Here is a 12708-nt window from a genome sequence, read left to right as displayed (position 1 = left end):
TACGGAACTTCCCCCCACAGCGGCCCCCGGACCGTCCGCCGGAGCCCGGCGCCGCACGAAGGAGTCACCGCCATGAGAACTCGCCTCGCCGCCCTGTTGAGCGCCACCACCATGGCCGTGGGCCTCGCCCTCGTCGTACCGGCGTCGCCCGCGGCGGCCACGGCGGACTGCCCGTCCTGCACGGCCCCGGCCGGCGCCGCCACGCTGGCGGAGGGATTCGTGGTCAGCGAGGCCCAGTTCAACCAGATGTTCCCGAACCGGAACCCCTTCTACACCTACGCCGGCCTGACCGCCGCACTGAGCGCGTTCCCCGAGTTCGCGAACACCGGGAGCGACACGGTCAAGCGCCAGGAGGCCGCGGCCTTCCTGGCCAACGTCGGCCACGAGACCGGCGGTCTGGTCTACGTGGTGGAGCAGAACACCGGCAACTACCCGCACTACTGCGACGCCACCCAGCCGTACGGCTGTCCGGCCGGTCAGGCCGCCTACTACGGACGCGGGCCGATGCAGCTCAGCTGGAACTTCAACTACAAGGCCGCGGGCGACGCGTTGGGGATCGACCTGCTGAACAACCCCTACCTGGTGGAGCAGGATCCGGCCGTCGCCTGGAAGACCGCGCTGTGGTACTGGAACACCCAGAAGGGCCCGGGCACCATGACCGCGCACCAGGCCATGGTCAGCGGCGCCGGCTTCGGGGAGACCATCCGCAGCATCAACGGCTCCCTGGAGTGCAACGGCGGAAACCCCGCCCAGGTGCAGAACCGGATCGACAACTACAAGAACTTCGTGCAGATCCTCGGCACGACGCCGGGGGACAAGCTGAGTTGCTGACCGGGGGCCGTCGCCGGCGCGGACCCCGTGCCGGCGACGGCCGGGCCCCGGTCACTCAGTGGCCGAATCGGAAGTGGTGGTGCTTGGGAGGTTTGGTCGTGGTGCTGCCCGACGCCTCGGGCACTTCGTCGGCCGTGCCGCGGGCCGCGGTGGCCGCCCGGGCGTCGCGGACGACCGCGCGGCGCCGGTGTGCCCGCGCCATACCGGCCGTGATCATGGCCAGCGCGAGGCCCAGGATCAAGGTGAGCGCGATCCCGGCCAGGAAGATCGCGAGGCTGTTCATGGTGGTGATCCGGTTGCCGAACACCGCCACGGTGTATTCCGGTCCGCCGGAGAGGTTGTCGGCGATCAGCACGCCGATGAACGCCCCGGTCGCAGCAAGGAGAAGCAGTCCCAGTAGCAGCATGGTGGCCACCTTTCTGTGACGTCCACAACCTCCACTGTGGCACCGCACGGGCCCTGCCGTCTCGGTCGTCGAAGCCGGTACCGCGTGGTGGTCGGCCCGATCGCCACGCACCGCGCTGACCTGCAAAGTCGTCCCGGGCATCGCCTCGCTCTACGCCCCGGCGGGCTCCGGCGCGGCGTGCCGACCGTCCAGCAGCCCGACGAACGCGGCGGCGGCCGCGGCCGGGTCGGTACCCCGCCAGGCGACGACGTGATCCGGCCGGATCAGCAGTAGCTCCCCGGCGGACAGGAAGTCCACGTCGTGGCGGTGCACCGCGAGGCCGCTCGGACCCGGCGCGGCGACTGGCGTCCCCGTCCCGGTCAGCAGGGCCCAGCCGGGCCCGGCGAGGTCGATCGTCGACCGGGTGCGGTCCCGGTCGAGCCAGCGGTGCGGGATGCGGGTCCCGACCCGGCCGACCGGCTCGAAAGCGGTGACCGGTTCCGGGTCGTCGAGCCCCTCCGGACCGTGGACGAGGGCCCCCTCGGCGTACTGGAAACCGCCCGCGGCCAGCACGAACGGATGGGCGAGCGCGGGGTCGGGGGCGGTCGCCAGCGCGCGCAGGCCCTGGGTGCGGCGGCTGGACTGGTCGGCCGCGAACCAGCCGGCCGGCCGTCGCTCGGCGTCGTAACTGTCCAGGAGCGCCGGCGCCGCCCGGCCGCGCAGGACCGCGGCGAGTTTCCAGCCCAGGTTGTGGGCGTCGGCGATGCCGGTGTTGGCGCCGCTGGCGGCGAACGGCGGCATGACGTGCGCGGAGTCGCCGGCCAGATGGACCCGACCGCGGGAGTAGCGGTCGGCGACGAGCATTTCGGCACGCCACGGCAGGACGCTGCGGACGTCGAGGTCCGGGGCCGCGACGCCGAGGGCGGTGCGCAGCACGGCGGGCCAGTCCCGGTCGATGGCGTCGCCGGGCCCCATGAACACCCAGCGGCGGCGGCCGTCGACCGAGGCCAGCGCGCCGGGGGCGTCGGGGTGCTCGATCTGGCAGAGGTTGAACTCCCGGCCGTCGACGACCGCGCCGAGGTCCGCGTGGAAGTAGACGTTCACGTTCGGCTCGCCGATGGGGCCGTGGCCCGAGCGGCCGATGCCGAGCGCCTCGCGCACGGGGCTGCGGGCGCCGTCGGCGGCGACCACGTGGCGGGCCCGCAGCCGGGACCGCTCCCCGCTGCCGCGGTCGAGGAGTTCGGCGACGACCTCGTCCTCGTCCTGCGCGAAGGCGACGAGTTCGGTGTCGAAGCGCACCGTGGCCCCGGCCGCGACAGCGGCGTCGCGCAACACCGGCTCCAACGCGTCCTGGGCTATCAGGCAGGGCTCCTCCGGGCTGACGTCGACGACGGCGCCCCCCGCACCGGCAGGCCGCCACGGCGGCAGCAACTCCGCCTCGACCAGGGTCCACCCCGCGGCCATGCGGTCGTGGCCGGCGAGGTCCCGGGCCGCCCGGTGTACCAGGTCGGCCAGTCCGAGCTCGCGGAAGACCTCCATGCTGCGCACGTGGAAGCGGCGGGCCTTGGGCTGCGGAGAGGTGGTCGACCGCTTCTCCACCAGGGTCACCGCCACGCCGTGATGGCGCAGCACCAACGCCGAGGTGAGCCCCACCAGTCCGCCGCCCACCACGAGCACGTCCGTCGCGTGTGTACGTTGTCCACTCATGGTGGACAACGTACACCACGTTAGAGTGACCGGACCATGACTCCTTCTGAACGCCGGCCCGCACCCGGTGGGCTGGTGTGGTTCGACGAGCCCGCGCCACCGCGCGCCACCGAACAGCTCAGTCGCGCGCGCATCGTGGCCGCCGCGCTGGAACTCGCCGACGAGCAGCTGCCCGGCGAGATCACCATGCGGGCGCTCGCCGCGCGCCTGGGCGTGCGCAGCCCGATGGCCCTGTACCGCTACGTCGGCAGCAAGGACGGCCTGGTCGACCTCATGACCGACGAGGTATACGGCCAGATGACGGTGGAGCAGGGCCGGGGCTGGCGGGACGCGCTGCGCGGGCTCGGCCGCACCAGTTGGGCCGCGGTGCAGCGGCATCCGTGGTTCGCGCGCCTGGCCTTCAGCCGTCCCCCCATGGGGCCCAACGCCCTCCATCTCTACGACGCGGCGCTGGCCGAGCTCGAACCGCTCGGACTCGACGCGGCGACCCGCATGCGGTTCGTCTCGACGGTGCTCGGCCACGCCCTCGGCTCCGGGCTCGCCCTGTTGGAGGAACAGGCCATGCGGGCCCGGGTCGGCTTCCGCTCCGACAGCGACCTGGACACCGCCGCGGCCCCCTACCTCGCGCGCATCGCGGCCGAAGGCCGGCACCCCCACTTCAGCAGGTGGGCCGCCGACCCCCGACGCTTCGCCCCGGAAGAGCAGTCCTTCGAGCAGGTCCTGGAATGGCTCCTCGACGGACTGGCCACCCTCGTCCCGCCGGAGCCCCCGGCCTGACGCCCGCGCCCGACGGCGTCCGGCCGGCGGCACGCCGCGGTGGATCCGACGGTCGGGGCCGAGGTCCCGGTGCGCCCCGCCGATGGCCTCGGGCCCGCTCGCCTAGTGGGTGTCCCGCATCAGTCGGGAGCCGAACCAGTCCTTCTCGTCCCGCACGCCGGGCAGGACGAAGAAGTAGCCGCCGCCCTCCGGGGTGATGAAGCGGGCCAGCGGTTCGTGCCGCAGCCGGTGCTGGACGGTGGCGAACTGCCGCTGCACGTTCTGCTGGTAACCGCAGAAGACCAGCCCGAGGTCCATCCTGCCGCGCCGGTCGTAGCCCTGGTCGTAGTTGTAACTCCGGCGCAGGAAACGGGACTTGTCGGTGTGCCGGGTGCGGGGGTTGGCGAGCCGGATGTGCGCGTCGAGCGGGATGACCCGGCCCTCGGGGTCGTCGCGGTAGTCCGGCGGGTCGTCCTCCTTGACGCGTCCCAGGGGCGCGCCGCTGGCCTTGTGCCGGCCGAAGACCTTCTCCTGGCGGTCCACCGGCTCGTGGTCCCAGGACTCGGAATGGAACCGGATCAGCCGCAGCACCTGGTAGCTGCCGCCGTCGGCCCAGTCCGGTTCCCCGCACGGCGGCGTCACCCAGATCAGCCGGTCCATCTCGGCCCGCGAGGCGGTGTCGGGATTGACGATGCCGTCCTTGAAGCCGAGGAAGTTGCGCGGCGACCCCGAGGGCCGGGACGGGTTCATGAACGCGTCCATCCGCCACCGCGGCCGGATCATGCCGTGCGTGGCCCGGCCCAGGTCGCGCAGCACGTGCACGATCGCGTCCGGGTGCTCGGCGCAGACCTGGAGCGAGAGGTCGCCGTGGCAGCGCGCCGGGTCCAGCCGGTCGTTGGGGAACGCCGGCATCGCCTTGAGGTGCCGCGGCTTGTGCCCGGCCAGCCCGAACCGGTCGTCGAAGAGGGACGCGCCCAGGCCGACCGTGACGGTCAGCGAGTCCGGGGTCTGCGGTTCCGAGGCCGTCCGCTCGTCCTTCGGCTTCACCCCGGCGGTCAGCACCCGGCACCGCTCGGTGAGCGCCTTGAACAGCCGGGTCAGACCCGCCCGGTCCTGGACCAGCACGTCGAACGCGGCGAAGCCGGAGAACAACTGCTGCGGGGTGAGGATGCCGGCCTGGTGGCGCCCGTGGAACGGCACCCGGTCCGGGGGCAGCGTGCGGCCGTCCGAGGCCCGCTCCGGCGCGGGGCCGCCGGCCGCCGCGTCGCCCGCCGACCGGCCCGCCGGTACGGCCACCGCCGCCGGGCAGCCGCCCAGTCCGGCGCCGGCCGCCACCCCCGCGACCCCCGCCGCGTACTTCAGGAACCCCCGGCGCCCGTCGTCCTGTGCCTGGTCCCGGTCGTCGCCGGTCCGCTCACGTCTCATCGCCCAACCATCCCCACTGCGGTCTGCGCCGCCGGTGTGCGTGTCCGTATCCGAGCCGCGATCCTCGCCGCCGGCCCCGCGCGGTCCGGGAACAACACGGCCGGGCCCACCGAAATCACGCTTGGGGTGGCCGCCCGGCCGCCGAACGGCGCAGGCCGCCGCGCCGCCGCCGGCACCCGCTCCTAGCGTCGGGCGTGTGACCCGCCCGACCGAGGACCCCGCCGAACCGCCGCTGCGCATCGTCCGGGGCCGTGCCGAGCCCGAGGAACTGGCCGCGCTGATGGTCGTCGTGTACGGCCGGCTGGCCCAGGCCCGCGCGCTCGCCGACGGCCACCACGAGGAGCCACCCGACAGCGGGCTCACCGACCTCCAGTTGCGCAACCACCGGGCGCGCGCCTCCTGCTGGGCGGGGTGCTGGACCTGCGCGTGACCGCGTGACACGGATGCGGACGCGGGTGCGCCGGCGCGCAGGACGGGCACGCGGCAGGCCGGTCGGTGCGTCCGGTGCGCGCTATCCGACGGGATCCGGCCGCGCGCCCGCGCCGGGCACCCGGCGCGCCGCGAGGAGGGCAGCGGCCAGGAATCCGGTGGCGCCGGCGACCGCCGCGCCGTGCAGCCCCGGCACCAGTCCGCCGGTCGTCAGCGTGCCGAACACCGCCACGCCGAGGACGCTGCCCAGCTGGCGGGCGGCGTTGAACACCGCGGCCGCCGCGCCGCCGCGCTCACCGGGGACGGACTCCAGCACCGCCGCCGTGGCGGCCGGCATGGTCAGCGCGGTGCCGAAACCGGCCGCGGCCATCGGGGCGACCAGCACCGCGTAGGGGGTGCCGGGACCCGCGCACAGCCAGCCGGCCAGCCCCGCCGCCCCGATCACCAGGCCCGCGACCATCGGCGGCCGGGGCCCGGTCCGGGCCGTCAGGCGCCCGGCCCATGCGGAGCCGACCGCCACCAGGCCGACGGCCGGCAGCAGCGCGACACCGGTGCGCAGCGCGCTGTAGTGGTGGACCTGCTGGAAGTAGAGCGGGGCGAGGAACAACAGCCCGTAGAAGCCGGCGTTGAGCAGGACGCCGACGACCGCGGAGGCGGTGAAGGCCCGGCTGCGGAAGAGGACGAGCGGCAGCATCGGGGCGGGCGCGCGCCGCTCCAGCAGCACGAACGCGGCCAGGCCCAGGAGCGCGACGGCGAACGCGCCGAGGACGACGGCCCGTGGTCGGCCCGGGGCCCCGGCCTCGATGCAGCCGGCGGCCAGCGCGGCCACGCACACCGCCGCGGCGGTCTGGGCCGGGACGTCGAGGCCGCGGCGGGGCGGGGCGGTGGGGGAGCGCGGTATCTGACGTAGCGTCAAGAGAACGGCGACCAGGGCGGCGGGCAGGTTCACCAGGAACACCGCGCGCCAGCCGAACGAGGCGACCAGCACCCCGCCGAGCACCGGCCCGGCGCCGGCGGCCAGGCCGGCGACCGCGCCCCAGAGCCCGAACGCGCGGGCGCGGGCGGCCGGTTCCGGGTACGCGGCCCGCAGCAGCGTCAGCGACGCCGGCACCAGCAGCGCCGCGCCGACGCCCTGCACGAGCCGGGCGGCGACCAGAACCGGGATCGACGCCGCGAGCGCACACCCGGCCGAGGCCGCCGCGAACACCACCAGTCCCGTGAGGAACACCGGTCGTCCGCCGCGCCGGTCGGCCAGCCCGCCGCAGAAGAGCAGCAGCCCCGCGAAGACCAGGGTGTAGCCGTCCACTGTCCATTGCAGACCGGTCACTCCGGCGCCCAGCGCGCGCCCCAGGTCCGGCAGCGCCACGGTGACCACGGTGACGTCCAGGATCACCAGGAAGTACCCCAGGCACACCGCCACCAGGGGCAACGGCGAGGCGCGGCCGGTGCGCGCCGGGGCGGATACGGAGGCGTTGATCGTCGACATGCGGTCAGTGTCGGGTCCGGTCGTTGCGGTGCCGGTCAAAACGTCCTCGCCGCGGCTGGCACCGTGGCGCGGGGCGATGGCGGGCGCGCGGCGGCCGCGCAGGAGCGCGAGGACGTTTCGCTGGCCGGCGAACCGTGTGTGTCGTACGGTCGCGGCATGGACGCCCGGACGGAGCCCGAAACCCGCACCGAGACCGACGTGGCCGCGGTCGCCGCGGTGATCGGCGACCCCTCCCGCGCCAAGGTGCTGCTCGCCCTCGCCGGAGGCGGTGCGCTGCCCGCCAGCGCCCTGGCCGCCGAGGCCGGGGTGAGCAACTCCACCATCAGCGCCCACCTGGCCCGACTCCGCGAGGCCCGACTGCTCACCGTCGAACACGACGGCCGGTACCGCTACTACCGGCTCGCCACGCCCGACGTGGCCCGCGCCCTGGAGCAGCTCGCGCTGATCGCCCGGCCGCTGCCGGTGCGCTCCTTGAACGCCGACACGCGTGCCAAGGCCCTGCTGCGCGCGCGCCTCTGCTACGACCACCTGGCGGGCCGCCTCGGCGTCGCCCTGATGGACGCGCTGCTGGCCGGCGACCTCCTCCGCGCGGAGCGCACCGACCCCTCCCGGGTCTCCTACCTGCTGACCCCGTCCGGCCGCCGCGAACTGGACGCCCTCGGCGTGGACCTCGCGGGGTTGCCGCGCCGCCGCTCCGCGGTCCGCTACTGCGTCGACTGGGGCGAGCACCGCCACCACCTCGCCGGCGCGCTGGGCGGCGCGGTCACCGCCCGGCTGTTCGCCCTGGACTGGCTGCGCAACGGCCGCTACCGACGGGTCGTCCGGCTCACCGACGCTGGCCGCGACGGCCTGACAAGGAGCTTCGGCGTCGCCCCCGAGCGGCTCCGCTGACTCCTGGCCGGCATCCTTCACGTTGCTGCAACAAACGGCCTCCTGCTGGCGCGAACATGTCGAGTAGGGTCCTGACCAGCGCGGACGGTGAGTGGAGGGGCATTTTTGTGACGGAACGTCAGGTATCGGGTGGGGCCGCCCAGGGCGCCGGGCTCGAAGTGCGGGCGCAGGAGCGCCGGTTGCGGCGCGACCTGGGGTTCTGGGGGCTGACCGGGATCGGCTTCTCCAACATCGTCGGCTCCGGCTGGCTGTTCGCCGCGATGTACGCGGCACAGACCGCCGGCCCGGCCGCGTTGCTCTCCTGGATCGGTGCGGGCCTGCTGTGCGGGCTGGTCGCCCTGGTCATGATCGAACTGGGCGCCTCCCGACCCGAGGGCGGCGGCACCGTCCGGTGGCCGCTGTTCGCCAACGGACGGCTGGTCGGCACGCTCGTCGGCTGGTCGGTGCTGCTCTCCGTGGGCGGCACCGCCGCCGAGATCAGCGCCATCATGCAGTACACCGCGCACTACCTCCCCGGCCTCTACAACGGGCACACCCTCACCCTCGCCGGGCTGGCGCTGGCCTGCGGGCTGACCGTGCTGCTGACCGCGCTGAACTGGTTCGCGGTCCGGCTGTTCGCCCGGCTCAACACCCTGGTCTCGATCTTCAAGATCGCGGTGCCGATCGCCACCGTCCTCGCCCTGGTCGCCTCCGGCTGGCACTCCGGCCGGCTCACCGACCACGGCGGCTTCGCCCCGTACGGCTACGTCGCCTGCCTGACCGCGCTGGCCGGCGGCGGCATCGTCTACTCCGTCAACGGCTTCCAGGCGCCGTTGGACTTCTCCGGCGAGACCCGCAACCCGCGCCGCACCCTGCCGTGGGCCGTCCTGGCCGGCATCGGTCTCGCCCTGCTGATGTACCTGGCGCTCCAGGTCGCCTACCTGTTCACCGTCCCCGAGCACCTCCTCGGCGGCGGTTGGCAGGGCGTCTCCTTCGACTCGCCCTTCGGCCAACTGGCCCTGATCCTCAACCTGCACTGGCTCTCCACGCTGCTCTACGCCGACGCGGTGCTCTCGCCCGGCGGCTCGGCCTACGTCGGCGTGGCGATCGACGCCCGGCACACCTACGCGCTGGCCAAGAACGGCACCATCCCCCGCTACTTCATGAAGGTCGACGAGGGCTCCGGCATGCCGCGCCGGGCGCTGGTGATCAACCTCGTCGTGATCGTGCTGTTCCTGCTGCCGTTCGGCGGCTGGCAGGACATCGTCAGCGTCATGGGCGACATGTACCTGCTGATCTACGCGGCCTCCGCGGTCGCCGTGGCGGTCTTCCGCACCGAGGCCGGCGGCGGCACCGCCGGCTGGGTGCCGGGACTGCGCTGGATCGCCCCGCTGAGCTTCGTGGTGGCCAGCGAGTTCGTGTACTGGTCGGGCTGGCAGCACCTCCGGTTGGCGCTGCCGATGGTCCTGGCCGGCCTGCTGCTCTTCGTGGGCATGCGGCGGCCCGGCGCCCGCGCCACGGTCGACGACGGCGCCGGACCCCGGCGCCCGCTCGCGGCCGAACTCCGCACCGGCGCGTGGCTGGTGGTCTACCTCCTCGCCCTCACCGGACTGTCCTGGCTGGGCACCTTCAAGGGCTCCGGGCACCTGCCCGCCCCGTACGACTCGCTGACCGTCGCCGCCGTCGCGCTGGCGGTCTTCTTCTGGGCGGTGCGGTCCGGCGTCGGCCAGCTGACCGCCGCCCGACAGACCGCCGCCTGAGGTCCACGGACCGCCCGCGGCCGTCAAGCGGATGCCGCACCCCCGAAATATGATGGGGCCATGCTTCGGCGTCGTCCCCCGCGGTCGGCGAGCGCCGACGACCTGCTCAGCACGCTGGGGCGGCTGACCGCCCAGGCGCGGGAAGGCGCCGAGTTCCAACGGGCCAGGGTGGAGCTGGCCGAGGTCCTGCAGCGCGAGATGCTGCCGGGCGCCCTCCCGGAGCTGCCCGGTCTGCGCACCGCCGCCACCTACGCCCCCGCCCGGCACGGCCTCGCCGTCGGGGGCGACTGGTACGACGGGTTCGCGCTGCCGGACGGCTCGTTGGCCTTCTCCGTCGGCGACGTGCAGGGCCACGACGTCGAGGCCGCCGCGTTCATGGGACAGATCCGGATCGGGCTGCGGGCCGTCGCCGCCCACGCCGCCGACCCCGGCGAGGTGCTCAGCCGCGCCAACGACCTGCTCCTGTCCATCGACTGCGAACTCTTCGCGACCTGCACCTTCGTCCGCTTCGACCCGGCGACCTGGGAGCTGAGCAGCGCCCGGGCCGGGCACGTCCCCGGCGTCTGGGCGACCACCGACCGGCGCTGGGGCCTGGTCGAGGACCCCGGCGGCATCCCGCTGGGAGTGCTGCCCGGGCAGCACTACCCGGTCACCCGCCGGCGGCTCACCGCGGCGGGTGCGTTCGTGCTGTTCACCGACGGGGTGATCGAGGGGCCGAAGTTCCCCATCGAGGCCGGGCTGGCGCAGGTGGCCCGTCTGGTCCGGGGCAAGGCGGGGGCCGATCCCGCCGAGGTCGCCGGCGCGGTGATGTGCGTCGCCGAGCTGACCGGCCACACCGACGACGCCGCGGTGATCGTGCTGCGCCACGACGCGGCGCGGCACGGGGCCGGGTGAAGCGCGGACCGCGCGCGCGTGTCGCGTCCGGTGCCCGGCCACCGGCGTTGTCTGATGGCAGGTGTGGTGCGCACCGGGGAACTCCGTCGGCTTGCTCCGGCAGCCCTGGGGAACCTCGCGCTCGCCGCCGTCTACTACGGGGCCGCGAAGGTCGGCCTGCTGGAGCAGGTGGTGGTCGCGGGCGCCGTGGTCACCCCCCTGTGGCCGCCCACGGGCATCGCGTTGAGCTTCCTGCTCCTGCTGGGCCTGCGGATGTGGCCGGGCATCGCCGTCGGCACCCTCCTGGTCATCTCCACGCTCACCAGCCTGGACCTCGCGGGCATCGGCGTCGTGGCGGGCAACACCGCCGCACCGGTGTGCGCGTGTCTGATGCTGCGCCGGGTGGGCTTCCGCGTCGAACTGGACCGGCTGCGGGACGGGGTGGCGCTGGTGGCCCTCGGCGCCTTCGCCGCGATGCTGCTCAGCGCCACGCTGGGCAGCGGCACCCAGGTGCTCACCGGGGCGCTGCCCACCGGGGACTTCTGGCGCACGTGGGCCTCCTGGTGGGCCGGCGACGCGATGGGCGTCCTGGTGATCACCCCGCTGGTGCTCGCCTTCCGGACGTTCCGGCCGCCGCGCGACCTGCCGCTGTACCGGTGGGTCGAGGCGGCCGTACTGCTGGGGACCGTGGTGCTGGTGTCGCTGGTGATTACCCGGTCCCCGATGTCCCTGCTCTTCCTGGTCTTCCCGGTGATCGTGTGGGCGGCGCTGCGGTTCCAACTGATCGGCGCGGCGCCCTGCGTCCTGGTGATCTCGGTCTTCGCGATCAGCGCGGCGAGCGGCCGGTACGGCCCGTTCCACGGCCTGAGCCTGTTGGAGATCATGGTCAACCTCCAGGCCCTCAACGCCTCCGCGGCGCTCACCGCACTGCTGCTGTCGGCGATCGTCACCGAGCAGAACACCATCCGCCGGGGGATCGAGCAGGTGTGCTGGGAGCTCGCCGAGGTGGTGGACCGCCTGGCCCCGGGGGAGAGCCGCCGCTGGCCGCCGGAGCGCTGACCGGCCGCGCCGGTCAGTCGCCCAGCAGCTCCCCCAGGTCGTAGCCGACCGGCTCCTCCAACTGCGCGTAGGTGCAGCTCCCCGGCGTCCGGTCGGGCCGCCAGCGGCGGAACTGCGCGGTGTGCCGGAACCGGCTGCCCTCCATGTGGTCGTAGCCCACCTCGCACACCAGCTCCGGCCGCAGTGCCACCCACGACAGGTCCTTGCCCCCGCTCCAGCGGCTCGGTCCGCCCGGCATCCGGCGGGAGGCGTGCGCCGCCTCGTCCGCCCAGTCGCCCCAGGGGTGGCCGGCGGTCTCGTCGTCGGCCATCCGCAGCGGCGCCAGCTCCTCGACCAGGGCGCGCCGCCGGGCCATGGGGAACGACGCGCACACCCCGACGTGCTGGAGGTGCCCCGCGTCGTCGTGCAGTCCGAGCAGCAGCGAGCCGACCACCGGCCCGCTCTTGTGCAGGCGGTAGCCGGCGACCACGCAGTCGGCGGTGCGGGCGTGCTTGACCTTGTACAGCACGCGCTCGCCCGGCCGGTACGGCAGGTCCAGCGGCTTGGCGATCACCCCGTCCAGTCCGGCCCCCTCGAACTGGCCGAACCACCGCTGCGCCAGCTCCCGGTCGGTGGTGGCGGGCGCGGTGTGCACCGGGGTCCGGGCCGGACGCAGCGCCTCGACCAGGGCCTGGCGGCGGGCCGTCTGCGGTTCGGCCAGCAGCGACGCGGAATCCAGCGCCAGCAGGTCGAAGGCGATCAGCGAGGCGGGCGTGCGGGCGGCCAGCGTCCGCACCCGGGACGCGGCCGGGTGGATGCGCTCCAACAGCTCCTCGAAGTGCAGCCGGCCGTCGTGCGCGATCACGATCTCGCCGTCGAGCACGCAGCGCGGCGGCAGTTCGGTGCGGACCGCCGTCAGCAATTCGGGGAAGTAGCGGCTGAGCGACTTGGTGGTGCGGCTGGCGAGTTCGACCTCGTCGCCGTCCCGGAAGACGAGGACGCGGAAGCCGTCCCACTTGGCCTCGTACTGCATTCCGGCGGGGATCTTCGCCACCGGTTTGGCGAGCATGGGGGAGACCGGGGGCATCACGGGCAGGTCCATGGTCCCGATCCTGCGGGCCGGCGGGCGTTCCCGCCCGCCGGGACCG

Annotated in this window: 12 protein-coding genes; 7 read left to right on the top strand and 5 right to left on the bottom strand. The window is 74.3% G+C overall.

Annotation, left to right across the window (positions count from 1 at the left end; all coding sequences use genetic code 11):
* Positions 1–72: 72 nt before the first annotated feature.
* Entirely contained in the window at positions 73–831 is a 759-nt protein-coding gene (locus ACJ6WD_RS36040; RefSeq protein ID WP_407617348.1) for a chitinase, read from the top strand.
* Positions 832–886: 55 nt separating this feature from the next.
* Here the strand turns inward: ACJ6WD_RS36040 and ACJ6WD_RS36035 are convergent, their stop codons facing one another.
* The gene (locus tag ACJ6WD_RS36035; protein ID WP_331247948.1) at positions 887–1237 is read right to left on the bottom strand and encodes a hypothetical protein; all 351 of its coding nucleotides are present in this window, start codon (positions 1235–1237) and stop codon (positions 887–889) included.
* Between the two features lie 150 nt (positions 1238–1387).
* Entirely contained in the window at positions 1388–2923 is a 1536-nt protein-coding gene (locus ACJ6WD_RS36030; RefSeq protein WP_407617347.1) for an FAD-dependent monooxygenase, read from the bottom strand.
* A gap of 36 nt (positions 2924–2959) precedes the next feature.
* Here ACJ6WD_RS36030 and ACJ6WD_RS36025 point away from each other — a divergent pair, with 36 nt between their 5' ends.
* On the top strand, positions 2960–3700 hold the full coding sequence (locus ACJ6WD_RS36025; RefSeq protein WP_407617346.1) for a TetR/AcrR family transcriptional regulator: 741 nt from the start codon (positions 2960–2962) through the stop codon (positions 3698–3700).
* Between the two features lie 102 nt (positions 3701–3802).
* On the opposite strand, the gene ACJ6WD_RS36020 is transcribed toward ACJ6WD_RS36025, so the two are convergent.
* Positions 3803–5104, bottom strand: coding sequence for a Dyp-type peroxidase (locus ACJ6WD_RS36020; RefSeq protein WP_376447375.1), 1302 nt, complete (start codon positions 5102–5104; stop codon positions 3803–3805).
* 196 nt (positions 5105–5300) lie between these two features.
* On the opposite strand from ACJ6WD_RS36020, the gene ACJ6WD_RS36015 reads away from it, so the two are divergent.
* The gene (locus tag ACJ6WD_RS36015; protein WP_233661039.1) at positions 5301–5534 is read left to right on the top strand and encodes an acyl-CoA carboxylase subunit epsilon; all 234 of its coding nucleotides are present in this window, start codon (positions 5301–5303) and stop codon (positions 5532–5534) included.
* An 81-nt stretch (positions 5535–5615) separates the two neighbouring features.
* Here ACJ6WD_RS36015 and ACJ6WD_RS36010 read toward each other — a convergent pair whose 3' ends face one another.
* Positions 5616–7019 (bottom strand): MFS transporter, encoded by a 1404-nt coding sequence (locus ACJ6WD_RS36010; RefSeq protein WP_407617345.1) that lies wholly within the window; start codon positions 7017–7019, stop codon positions 5616–5618.
* 156 nt (positions 7020–7175) lie between these two features.
* Here ACJ6WD_RS36010 and ACJ6WD_RS36005 point away from each other — a divergent pair, with 156 nt between their 5' ends.
* From ACJ6WD_RS36005 to ACJ6WD_RS35990, 4 genes are all read left to right on the top strand, one after another.
* Complete coding sequence (locus ACJ6WD_RS36005) at positions 7176–7910, top strand: ArsR/SmtB family transcription factor (protein ID WP_407617344.1); 735 nt, start codon at positions 7176–7178, stop codon at positions 7908–7910.
* 179 nt (positions 7911–8089) lie between these two features.
* The gene (locus ACJ6WD_RS36000; protein WP_407617357.1) at positions 8090–9649 is read left to right on the top strand and encodes an APC family permease; all 1560 of its coding nucleotides are present in this window, start codon (positions 8090–8092) and stop codon (positions 9647–9649) included.
* A gap of 60 nt (positions 9650–9709) precedes the next feature.
* Positions 9710–10543: a PP2C family protein-serine/threonine phosphatase gene (locus tag ACJ6WD_RS35995; RefSeq protein ID WP_233661040.1), complete on the top strand. Its 834-nt coding sequence runs from the start codon at positions 9710–9712 to the stop codon at positions 10541–10543.
* A 63-nt stretch (positions 10544–10606) separates the two neighbouring features.
* Entirely contained in the window at positions 10607–11581 is a 975-nt protein-coding gene (locus tag ACJ6WD_RS35990) for an MASE1 domain-containing protein (protein WP_233661095.1), read from the top strand.
* Positions 11582–11594: 13 nt separating this feature from the next.
* Here the strand turns inward: ACJ6WD_RS35990 and ACJ6WD_RS35985 are convergent, their stop codons facing one another.
* Complete coding sequence (locus ACJ6WD_RS35985; RefSeq protein WP_376558921.1) at positions 11595–12662, bottom strand: ATP-dependent DNA ligase; 1068 nt, start codon at positions 12660–12662, stop codon at positions 11595–11597.
* Positions 12663–12708 lie beyond the last annotated feature (46 nt).

The sequence above is a fragment of the Streptomyces sp. VTCC 41912 genome (assembly GCF_045799175.1).
GTDB lineage: Bacteria > Actinomycetota > Actinomycetes > Streptomycetales > Streptomycetaceae > Streptomyces > Streptomyces albulus_C.
Note: the sequence above shows the minus strand (reverse complement) of the source record. Positions and strands in the feature narration are given on the sequence as shown.

Excerpts from the sequence above, each read along its gene's own strand:
- ACJ6WD_RS36040 (WP_407617348.1), top strand. The coding sequence starts at position 73 with ATGAGAACTCGCCTCGCCGCCCTGTTGAGCGCCACCACCATGGCCGTG.
- ACJ6WD_RS36035 (WP_331247948.1), bottom strand. The coding sequence starts at position 1,237 with ATGCTGCTACTGGGACTGCTTCTCCTTGCTGCGACCGGGGCGTTCATC.
- ACJ6WD_RS36030 (WP_407617347.1), bottom strand. The coding sequence starts at position 2,923 with ATGAGTGGACAACGTACACACGCGACGGACGTGCTCGTGGTGGGCGGC.
- ACJ6WD_RS36025 (WP_407617346.1), top strand. The coding sequence starts at position 2,960 with ATGACTCCTTCTGAACGCCGGCCCGCACCCGGTGGGCTGGTGTGGTTC.
- ACJ6WD_RS36020 (WP_376447375.1), bottom strand. The coding sequence starts at position 5,104 with ATGAGACGTGAGCGGACCGGCGACGACCGGGACCAGGCACAGGACGAC.
- ACJ6WD_RS36010 (WP_407617345.1), bottom strand. The coding sequence starts at position 7,019 with ATGTCGACGATCAACGCCTCCGTATCCGCCCCGGCGCGCACCGGCCGC.
- ACJ6WD_RS36005 (WP_407617344.1), top strand. The coding sequence starts at position 7,176 with ATGGACGCCCGGACGGAGCCCGAAACCCGCACCGAGACCGACGTGGCC.
- ACJ6WD_RS35995 (WP_233661040.1), top strand. The coding sequence starts at position 9,710 with ATGCTTCGGCGTCGTCCCCCGCGGTCGGCGAGCGCCGACGACCTGCTC.
- ACJ6WD_RS35985 (WP_376558921.1), bottom strand. The coding sequence starts at position 12,662 with ATGGACCTGCCCGTGATGCCCCCGGTCTCCCCCATGCTCGCCAAACCG.